The sequence below is a fragment of the Syntrophomonas wolfei subsp. methylbutyratica genome, assembly GCF_001570625.1.
Classification (GTDB): Bacteria; Bacillota; Syntrophomonadia; order Syntrophomonadales; family Syntrophomonadaceae; genus Syntrophomonas; species Syntrophomonas methylbutyratica.
This window is the reverse complement of record NZ_BBQT01000034.1, coordinates 1-10055: the sequence shown is the minus strand read 5'-3', so window position 1 is coordinate 10055 and position 10055 is coordinate 1. Positions and strand designations below refer to the sequence as shown.

Genomic DNA, 10055 nt, shown 5'->3' with positions numbered 1-10055 from the left:
TAGCACTGTGTAGTGCATTCCATCATTATATCGGAGGTGGCTCTCATCATGACCAAGGTGGCTCTATTTGATGCTCATGGTGGCTCTATTTCGTCACACGTGTGGCTCTATCGCAAAATATTACCCAGTTAATTGAATTATGATGAAGTGAAAGAAAATATATAAGGTTGTTTTAATCAGGGTTCAGTAAAATATTATAAAAGAGTGATTATAAAACTAAGAGATTGTTAAATAAGTGCTTTGAGGACTTGAAGGTTAATCCACGAAGTGGAACAAACAACATCACATCAACAACAAGCCTCGCCTATCTATTTTCACAATAATGTAACTCTTTGAGGCCGTATATAGGCCAAAATAACAGGTAGATTATACTATCGGAAGCTTTGAACAGTTGAGTTTTAATATTCATAGGATAATATACGGTGGAAGGGGTATTGTTAATTGATCGCAATTACTGGTGGAAAGATATTAACCATGGATGAAGCAGGAAGCATAGAAAACGGGGTTATATTAGTTGAGGGAGAATTTATCAAGTCGGTAGGGGAAAATGAGGGTCTCCCTTCCGACTGCCAGGTAATCGATGCCAAGGGGAAATATATCTTGCCTGGTTTTATTGATGCTCATAGCCATATTGGACTGGAGGAGGAAATATACCAGAGCGAGGGTGACGATGTCAACGAGAGCAGTGACCCAATTACTCCCTATTTACAGGCAGCTGACGGAATTAACTTCCATGATTTGGCTTTCAGCGATGCCCTGCGGGGCGGGGTTACCCGCTCGCTGTCTATGCCGGGGAGTGCCAATATTATTGGGGGTCAGGCGGTATTTTTAAAACATTTGGCGGGCTCTCCGGGGGAAATGATATATAAAAACCCCTGGGGACTGAAGGCTGCTCTGGGGGAGAATCCCAAGCGGGTTTACGGCGAGCAGAAGAAAACACCGCTAACCCGGATGGCCAATGCTTCTTTATTACGGGAAGCCTTGTATGTGGCCTCTAAGGAAATGACAAAAGTTGAGCGGAAAGCCCGGGAAGAGTTCAAACAAGGAGCCCTGCTTAGAGTGCTGAAGAAGGAAATGCCGCTTCTGCTGCATGCCCACCGGGCGGACGATATCTTAACCGCCCTGCGTATCAGGGATGAATTTGACCTTAATCTCATAATCCAGCATGGAACCGAAGCCTTTTTAATTGCGGATGAACTGCGGAAGAGGAATGTAGCCGTATTTTTGGGGCCTTTGCTGGTAAACCGGGCCAAGGTGGAAATGAAGGAAGTATCATTTAAAACAGCTTCGGCCCTGGCTCAGGCCGGGGTAAATTTCGCTTTTATCACCGATCACCCGGTGATTCCAGTGGAGCACTTGCGAGTTTGTGCAGCTCTGGCTGTACGGGAAGGACTGGATGAAGATATGGCTCTACAGGCCATAACCACTTCCCCGGCGCGCTTGCTGGGGGTAGAAGACGAGTTGGGCAGTGTCCGGCAGGGTAAACGGGCCGACCTGGTAATCTTTGATGGACATCCGTTTGATTTTCGCTCCCGGGTTGTTTTAGCCATGGTTGATGGCAAAATATGGGGGAATAGGCGTGAATAAAGGTGATTTGTTTACGGTTTATCTTAACGGAGTAATGATGACCGTATGTGTCCTGGGCTTTTATAGCGAAGAATATAGCGGTGAGGATATGGTTATCCTTGCCGTTGTAAACCAGGATAATATGGTATATCTGCCTCTGGGCGATCTGCAGGCCCTTTTTCCACGTCTTAAGCAGCTTCATTAAGCCCCAGGTTTTTTACATCTATTTTCCACCAGGATTTTACCGGCTTCGAGCAGAATATTGATATCATTGTAAATAGTAATAAATATTATTTTGTTTGTATAAATATACCTCTCACCCGATACTCGACATTAACAATCCAACTGTGGGCAGGATAGAGACTAATATTGAGTTCCTGAGGGTGTTTAAGCGGCAAGATGAGGTTGGGAAAGAAATGACCCCTCACTCCTCACTTTTCTTACTAACCACCCATGGCCGAGGGCCACAACCACTGATGAAAATACTGGTATTATAGGTAATTACTATAGATTAAAGAGTTTATTTTCTTACTAAGATACGGAGGTGAAAGTAGCTTTAATAGTTTAATTTAATGAGGTGTTAAAATTGAGATTCGATAAGTACATATTATTCGTGATGCTGTTGGCTTTTACATATCTCCCGGCCTTTCCCACGCTTACAATGGCCTCCAGCCCCGCAATAAGAATCAATGGCGAGCTGCGCAGTTTTAGCCCGGGAGCCCAAATAGTCAACAACCGGACCATGGTACCAATTCGTTTTGTAATGGAAGATGAAGCCCTGAAAGGAGAGGTGTTCTGGGATGCCTCCTTGCACAAGGTAGCGATGAATTGCTCGGGTAAATATATAGAAATGTTTATCGGCAGCAATGAAGCCTGGGTTGATGGGGAAAAACGCTTCTTGGACTCTCCGCCGTATATATCGTCCGATCGAACCTTTATCCCCCTGCGCTTCCTGAGCGAGAACCTAGGAGCAATGGTAGGCTGGGATGCTAAGAATAGCGAAGTGCTAATCAATTTTAAGTACCAACCCCGGGTTTTTGCTTACTATTACCGTTCCTTCACGGAGTACCAGGAGAATATTGACTTATTCTCTGATGTAGCTTTCCGCTGGTTTGAAACCAACGGGCGGGGAGAAGTGTTTTATGAATATCAGGATCGCTTTGCTGAAGCCTTGGATTTAGCGCGGAGCAAAGGGGTAAAAACCCATGCCAGTGTTGTTCTTATGGGGAAGGATGCTTTGCATCAGTTGTTGAGCAATCCGGAAAACCGTGCTCGGTTGATCGCCAATCTACTGGATGTAGTAAAAAAAGACCATTATGATGGAGTGAATATTGACTTCGAATTACTGGATGCAGGTGATGCCGGGAATTTGACCTTGTTTCTCCAGGAGTTGAAGACCTCTTTGGGAACGGATAAAGAGCTTTCGGTGGCTGTATTTGCCCGTACCGGCAAGGAAAAATGGCCGGTTGGCTATGAGTATAAAAAGATTGGACAAATCGCAGATTCAGTCGTAGTAATGGCTTATGACTATAGTTATAGTACAACGGCACCGGGACCGGTGGCCCCCTTCTGGTGGGTGAGAGATGTTTGCAGTTATATGCGAAGCGTGATTCCTCAAGACAAAATTCTACTGGGTTTGCCAACCTATGGATACGACTGGGGCGCAGGTAAGAATGCGGTTACGATTACAGCGCCAAAGCTGGAAGCATTGGAAGCGAAATACGGGTTGCAAAAAGATTTTAATTACCAGAGTATGAGCCCCCGCTACAGCTATTATGACGAAGAGGGAAAGTATCATGAAATTTGGTTGGAAAACGAAGCCAGTCTGAGAGAAAAACTCAATCTGGTTCAGGAAAATCGACTGGGAGGAGTTTCTTTCTGGAGAATAGGCAATGGTTTTACGGATCTATACCGGCTGCTGGAGGGATGGCGGGGAAAGTAATAGTATAGAGAATATTGATAGGGTGATGATCTTAAAGAGCCGGTGGGATAGTTTTCCTACCGGTTTCCTACATTTTTCACCCGGAGTTAGCAGGAAATGATAATATTAATCATAATAAGAAGGGTGAAGGGTTAAGGTTCTCTCCTGCAATATCTTACTGTTCAAGCACCTACTAACTCGCCTGGAGATTATGATGGAGAGTATCGCCAAGTTGGAAAATCGTTATATAGATAGACTAAAAAGGTACGGGAGGGGAAAGAATGAGTTCTGAACAGCCAAGTTTATTTGAGCTATTGCCGGGTGAGGAATTATATCGCCAAGAGAAGCAGGTTGCTGCTAAAGAAATCCACTCCCCATTCTTGCCGGGGATTAAAGTAGAAGAAGCATTTCCCGGAATTAAGGAGGCCGCTCCGCTGGAGGAACTGGCGCGTAATTGCAACAACTGCCGCTTGCGTAGTGGTTGCCGGCAGGTCGTATTCAGTGATGGGGATGTAAAGAGCAGAATAATGTTTATCGGAGAAGGACCGGGGAAGGATGAAGACGAACAGGGGCGTCCTTTTGTGGGAAAAGCCGGGCAATTGCTGGATAAAATACTGGTGGCGGCGGAAATCCCGCGTTCCCAGGTTTATATTAGTAATGTGGTTAAATGCCGCCCACCCGGTAATCGCCTGCCCAATCCTGATGAAGTGAGGGAATGCCGGAATTACCTGGAGGCGCAGATAAGGATAATGCAGCCGGCTATTATCGTTTGTCTGGGAGCCATGGCCAGTCAGGTAATCATTGACCCGAAAGCGAGTGTCTCCAAGATCCGGGGCAAATGGTTCAACCGGCAGGGGGTTAAGATTATGGCTACTTACCACCCCGCAGCCCTGCTGCGCAATCCGTCTTATAAAAGACCGGCCTGGCAGGACTTTCAAATGATTAGAGATGAGTATAACAAGGTGAAATAGGGCCCCGTTAGCGGTAGGGTTCCTATTACTTATCCCCATAGCCGCTGCCACAATAACGACAACGCTTCCCAAACGGGAAGACAATGAGGTGAAACTTTTTTGCATATTAGCGTAAAAAGTGATGATGAGATGCGGAAGTTAGGCTATAATCTCGCCCGGGTTCTGGAAAAGGGAGATATTGTCTATTTGCGCGGGGTTTTAGGTGCGGGTAAGACTACACTGGTAAGAGGAATTTCCCGTGGCCTGGGTTTCAACGGGCGGGTGAACAGTCCTAGCTTTACCCTGCTAAATATCTATCCGGCTACTATCGAAATCTATCACTTTGATCTCTATCGCTTGGGAAACTGCGATCTGAATGATTTGGGATGGGAAGAATACCTGGAGGGGGACGGCATATCCCTGATTGAATGGCCGGAGGCCGGGGAGGGGCAATTTCCCCGGGAAGCCATGTTTATAGACATTAAGTTGTGCGATGATGACTATGAGCGGGAAAGAGTTGTGGAGATTTGCGCCCAGGGAGAAAAATACCAGCATAAGTTGGAGGAGTTGAAGGCTTTTGTTGATACTGGCTATTGATAGTGCCACACCGGTGGCCGGGGTAGCACTGCTGGATGGCAATAAACTTTTAAAAGAAGAATTCAGCAATTATAAAAAGACCCATTCTCAAACCTTGATGCCCATGATTGATCGGGTTTTAAGAGAATGTGAATGTAGTATTGACGACCTGGCGGCGGTAGCCATTAGCGCCGGACCGGGCTCTTTCACCGGCTTGCGCATAGGCATGGCTACCGCCAAAGGACTCTGCCTGGCCAGTGGCAAGCCTTTAGTAACAGTTGCCACCCTCGATGCCCTGGCTTATAATGTGTTGCGGAGCCAGGACCTGGTTTGTCCTCTGCTTGATGCCAGGAAACAGGAGGTTTATACTTGTTTCTATGATGTTTCCGCAGCCCTGCCGCGGAGACTGGTAGAAATGTCCGCCTGTTCACCGGTTGAATTTGTTGAACAAGCTCTGCATTTAGCCCATAAATTTGGCCGGGAAAAAATTCTACTCCTGGGGGATGCTTATTACCCTTATGAAGAATATTTTCAAAAGACCCTGGGGGAGAAACTATTGGTGGCAGCACCGCACCTGATGTATCCCCGGGCTGCCTCCATAGCCAGCCTGGCTATATTGAAGCTGGAGGCCGGGGAATGGGATAACCTTTTCAGTCTGCGCCCCCATTATATCAGGTTGTCTGAAGCTGAATACCGTTTGGGAAAGGGAGCCCAATGAAATACATAAACTAATACTCTGTTTCGGGAGCTCAATGACATGCTGAATACCCGTTTTCTTATAAGAAAAATGACCATTAAAGATATTGACCGGGTGATGATAATCGAAAATAAATCTTTTACCCTGCCCTGGTCACGAGATTCTTACCTCAAGGAATTTGATAACGAGTATGCCAGCTATCTGGTTTGCGATGTCCGGGGTGAAGTAGCAGCCTATGCTGGTATTTGGGTGGTATTTGAGGAAGCGCATATTACCAATGTAGCAGTAGACAGGCGCTTTCGCCAGCAGGGTATGGGCCGGGCCCTGATGGAGAGACTGGAGCAAGAGGCGCGCAATAAAAAAGCGGCTTCTATTATGCTGGAAGTAAGACCTTCCAACCTGGCCGCCTTAACCATGTACAGGAAATTGGGCTATATTCAGACCGGCCTGCGCCGGGAATACTATTCCGATAATTTGGAAGATGCTTTACTTATGACCAAGTATTTGTTTTAAGCAAGTACCCTGGCCATGGGGGGTTAGTTATAATTCGCATTTCATCGGTGGTTGTGGACCCCGCCATGGGGGATTAGTTAGAGAAGAGGTGGTTTTAGTGCGGGAAAGTCTAATACTGGGGATTGAAACCTCGTGCGATGAAACGGCGGCGGCTATAGTGCGCAACGGTGGGGAAATCCTGTCCAATATAGTCAATTCCCAGATTGATATACATCAACAGTTTGGCGGGGTGGTTCCGGAAGTTGCTTCCCGCAAGCATATCGAAAATATTGCCGGGGTAGTGCACAGAGCATTTTCCGAAGCCCAGCTGGCTTATTCCGCTATTGATGCGGTAGCTGTAACCAATAGACCAGGACTGGTCGGAGCTCTGCTGGTGGGAGTATCCTTTGCCAAAGCTTTTGCTTATGCGCTGGAGAAACCGCTGATTGCGGTAAACCACTTGCATGGGCACATTTATGCCAACTTCCTGGAACATAAGGATATTGAATTCCCGGCTATATGTTTGGTAGTCTCCGGGGGCCACAGCAGTCTCCTATTGATGAGCAATCAGAATAAGATGGAAGTGCTGGGAGAGACCCGTGATGATGCAGCTGGGGAGGCTTTTGACAAGGTGGCTCGTTTTTTAGGTTTGGGTTATCCCGGCGGACCGGCTATACAGGAAGCAGCCACCAAAGGAAAAGCCGGCCAGTTACAGTTACCCCGGGTTTTTCTGGATAGAAATGATTTCGAGTTCAGCTTTAGCGGCCTCAAGACCGCCGCTATGAACCAGTGGAACAAATTACAGCGCAGGGGCCAGGCCAATGTCTATGATATGGCCGCTGAATTCCAGGCGGCATTGGTTGAAGTCCTGGTGGAAAAGAGCATCAAGGCAGCAGCGAGGTATCAGGTCAGAACGATTATGATGGCAGGTGGTGTCGCCGCTAACCAGGAATTGCGGAATTTGATGTTGAAGAAAACTAACGAAGCTGGCTTGAAGCTCTTCTATCCTTCCCTGAACCTCTGTACTGATAATGCTGCCATGATTGCCGCCAATGCCCATTATCACTATGGAAATAGGAGTTTTGCACCTCTTTCATTAAATGCCTATCCCAGCCTATTGTCCCTGTGAAAAATGCCTGTGGATAATGTGGATAAGTCTGTTGATAATTCATATTCCGCAGTTCGTTGACATTAAGCTTATTTAGTATTTGTCCTATGAGTAGAATGATATCCCGAATCTAGAATATTATCTCCTTGTGGATAAATAGAAAAGTAAGGAGGGGGAAGCTTGTACCCGGTATTGATAAAAATTGGTCCAGTAGCTGTCTATTCCTGGGGATTTATGCTGGCAGTGGCGGTGATTGTGGCCATAATTGGAGCTCGGGCTTTGATGAGAAAAGAGGGCTGGGATGAAGAAATGGTTCTCGACCTGGTTTTAGTCATGGTTCTTGCTGGATTGCTGGGAGCTCGCCTCTTATATGTTTTTATCTATGAAAGGGAGCTTTTTCTTAAACCGCTGTTAATTTTCCTCCCCGGTCCCAATGGCTTCGCCGGATTGGTATGGTATGGTGCTTTGTTCGGAGGTTTTTTGGGACTGGTGATTTATGTCTGGAAAAAGCGGCTTCCTTTTTGGAAACTGGCAGATATATTTTCTCCTTTTGCCGCCCTGGGTTATGCTATAGTAAGAATCGGCTGTTTCCTGGCTGGTTGCTGTTATGGCAAGGTTTGTACTTCAGTCCCCGGAGTGGTTTTCCCCCTGGTGGACCATCTACCCCGTCATCCTACTCAGCTCTACAGCTCCGGGATAAATATGCTTATTTTTCTTTTTCTAATCTGGTTTTACCCCCGTAAAAAGTTTCCCGGGCAGGTTTTTCTCTTTTATCTATTGCTCTACTCGCTTTACCGTTTCATTTTGGAATTTTTCCGGGCCAACCTGGTAATGTACGGTCCTTTTTCCACCAGCCAGACCTATAGCCTGATTCTTTTTGCCCTGGCGGCAGTTTTATATTACCTGCAATTTAGAAAACACCGCAAGGTCAAAGAAGAATAACTGGGAAGGAAAGCCTGACACTGGGGACACAGCTAAAAAACCATCTATGTTTAAAATAGAATAAATGGGGAGGAAACCATGGAAGACAGGTGGCTTGTAAGACAATCATTAAGAAAGCAGATGTTAGAGGCCAGAAGTGCTATGGCAGCATCTGAAGCAGGGGAACTCAGCCGGCGTATAGGCCATCGCCTGGAAGAGCTGGAACCCCTGCGCCGGGCGAAAAATATTATGGGCTTTGCCTCAGTAAAAAATGAAGTGGACTTACGTCCCATCCTGGAGCAGCAGCGGGGTCAAGGAAAAAGGATTTTTCTACCTCGGGTAGAGAGTGCCGCAGAAATGGTTGCGGTTGAGTTTCGAGGGTGGGAACAAACCGCTGGCGGGCCTTTCGGGATTAGAGAACCGCTGGGGCCAGCAGTCCCGGCAGCAGAGATTGATGCAATCCTGGTACCGGGACTGGTATTTGATGCCCGGGGGTATCGCCTGGGTTATGGAAAAGGGTACTATGACCGCTTTCTGGCTGGGATGGAGAAAAGGGTTTTCCTTTGCGGTGTTTGCTACGAATTCCAGATAATTGATGACAGCTTCCCTGATTCCCTGGACATACCGGTACACTGGATAGTGACGGAAAAATCAGAACTGGCAATCAACTGGGAGTTCTTCTAAGCAGCCGGCACGCGATGCACCCCTAACTCTTTACTCCTTACTCTCCACTGCTTCTTTCAGAGCAGCAAATACTCCTCCCAGGCCGGCCAGGTCACTGGGGATAATCAGCTTGGTAGACTGCCCGTTACCGATTTCCTTCAAGGCTTCCAGGGATTTAATAGCCAGCACCTTGTTATCGGCTCCGGCCTCCTTAATCATCACCAGGCTGTCGGCAACCGCCTTTTGCACATTTAAGATAGCCTGGGCTTCGCCTTCGGCCCGCAATATCTGGGCTTGTCTCATTCCTTCTGCTTCTTTGATGGCTGCTTCCCGGGTGGCTTCCGCGTTAAGAATCGCCGCTTGTTTCTGCCCTTCTGCTTCCAGTATAGCAGCGGTTTTTTGTCCTTCGGCCCTTAAGATGGCTTCTCTTTTTTCTCTTTCGGCCCGCATCTGTTTTTCCATGGCTGTCTGAATATCCTGTGGAGGTAGAATATTTTTCAGCTCCACCCGGTTGACCTTGATACCCCATTTATCTGTAGCTTCATCCAGTATGGTCCGCAATTTGGTGTTGACCAGGTCACGGGAGGTAAGAGTCTCATCCAATTCCAGGTCGCCCACGATATTCCTCAAGGTGGTGGCGGTCAGGTTCTCAATAGCCAGGATGGGGCGGGCAATCTCGTAAGTGTATTTAAAGGCGTCAGTAACCTGGTAATAGACTACAGTATCAATCATCATGGTGACATTATCCTTGGTTATAACCGGTTGGGGCGGAAAATCCACCACCTGTTCACGCAGGTCTACTATGGCCCGGAAACGGTCAATAAAGGGAATAATTACATTGATACCTTGTTCAGCACTCTTATGGTATTTGCCCAGCCTTTCCACTATGCCCACGGTAGCCTGTTTAATAATCTTGATTGAGGAGAAGGCCAGCATAATAACAAAGATTACCAGTATGAAATTGACAAACAATCCTAATACCAGATCCATTATCGTCACTCCTTCTTAAATATACTTGAGGTCAATGCAAAAGTGATGTCACTGCAAAAAGTTATAAATATGCATTAGCTTGCATAAATATACCGCTCGCAGTCTTCGCATGGGCAACACCTGCGGCTTGTCTCGTGGCTCAAGGGGTGCCGCGCTGATCTCCCATCCTGG

At 47.0% G+C, this 10055-nt stretch carries 11 protein-coding genes; 10 read left to right on the top strand and 1 reads right to left on the bottom strand.

What is annotated here, in order from left to right; genetic code table 11:
• Nucleotides 1-441 precede the first annotated feature (441 nt).
• The 10 genes from AWB54_RS14650 (at nucleotide 442) to AWB54_RS14605 (ending at nucleotide 8915) form a co-directional block, all read left to right on the top strand.
• On the top strand, nucleotides 442-1587 hold the full coding sequence (locus AWB54_RS14650) for an amidohydrolase (RefSeq protein WP_061215344.1): 1146 nt from the start codon (nucleotides 442-444) through the stop codon (nucleotides 1585-1587).
• Nucleotides 1580-1771: a hypothetical protein gene (locus AWB54_RS14645; protein WP_041427515.1), complete on the top strand. Its 192-nt coding sequence runs from the start codon at nucleotides 1580-1582 to the stop codon at nucleotides 1769-1771. Before AWB54_RS14650 ends, AWB54_RS14645 begins: the two co-directional genes overlap by 8 nt.
• Before the next feature lie 381 nt (nucleotides 1772-2152).
• Nucleotides 2153-3508, top strand: coding sequence for a glycosyl hydrolase family 18 protein (locus AWB54_RS14640; RefSeq protein WP_061215343.1), 1356 nt, complete (start codon nucleotides 2153-2155; stop codon nucleotides 3506-3508).
• Nucleotides 3509-3768: 260 nt separating this feature from the next.
• On the top strand, nucleotides 3769-4458 hold the full coding sequence (locus AWB54_RS14635; RefSeq protein WP_153014759.1) for a uracil-DNA glycosylase: 690 nt from the start codon (nucleotides 3769-3771) through the stop codon (nucleotides 4456-4458).
• A gap of 99 nt (nucleotides 4459-4557) precedes the next feature.
• A complete protein-coding gene (gene tsaE, locus AWB54_RS14630) occupies nucleotides 4558-5034 on the top strand; it encodes a tRNA (adenosine(37)-N6)-threonylcarbamoyltransferase complex ATPase subunit type 1 TsaE (protein WP_061215342.1) in 477 nt (158 codons plus the stop codon).
• Nucleotides 5015-5731 carry a tRNA (adenosine(37)-N6)-threonylcarbamoyltransferase complex dimerization subunit type 1 TsaB gene (gene tsaB, locus AWB54_RS14625; protein ID WP_061215341.1) on the top strand — a complete coding sequence of 239 codons (717 nt, stop codon included), beginning with the start codon at nucleotides 5015-5017 and terminating at the stop codon, nucleotides 5729-5731. Before tsaE ends, tsaB begins: the two co-directional genes overlap by 20 nt.
• Before the next feature lie 39 nt (nucleotides 5732-5770).
• Complete coding sequence (gene rimI, locus AWB54_RS14620) at nucleotides 5771-6223, top strand: ribosomal protein S18-alanine N-acetyltransferase (RefSeq protein WP_061215340.1); 453 nt, start codon at nucleotides 5771-5773, stop codon at nucleotides 6221-6223.
• Between the two features lie 97 nt (nucleotides 6224-6320).
• On the top strand, nucleotides 6321-7331 hold the full coding sequence (gene tsaD, locus AWB54_RS14615) for a tRNA (adenosine(37)-N6)-threonylcarbamoyltransferase complex transferase subunit TsaD (RefSeq protein ID WP_235811204.1): 1011 nt from the start codon (nucleotides 6321-6323) through the stop codon (nucleotides 7329-7331).
• A 159-nt stretch (nucleotides 7332-7490) separates the two neighbouring features.
• The gene (gene lgt / locus AWB54_RS14610) at nucleotides 7491-8252 is read left to right on the top strand and encodes a prolipoprotein diacylglyceryl transferase (protein ID WP_061215338.1); all 762 of its coding nucleotides are present in this window, start codon (nucleotides 7491-7493) and stop codon (nucleotides 8250-8252) included.
• Between the two features lie 78 nt (nucleotides 8253-8330).
• A complete protein-coding gene (locus AWB54_RS14605; RefSeq protein ID WP_061215337.1) occupies nucleotides 8331-8915 on the top strand; it encodes a 5-formyltetrahydrofolate cyclo-ligase in 585 nt (194 codons plus the stop codon).
• Nucleotides 8916-8945: 30 nt separating this feature from the next.
• Here AWB54_RS14605 and AWB54_RS14600 read toward each other — a convergent pair whose 3' ends face one another.
• Nucleotides 8946-9884: an SPFH domain-containing protein gene (locus AWB54_RS14600; protein ID WP_061215336.1), complete on the bottom strand. Its 939-nt coding sequence runs from the start codon at nucleotides 9882-9884 to the stop codon at nucleotides 8946-8948.
• Nucleotides 9885-10055 lie beyond the last annotated feature (171 nt).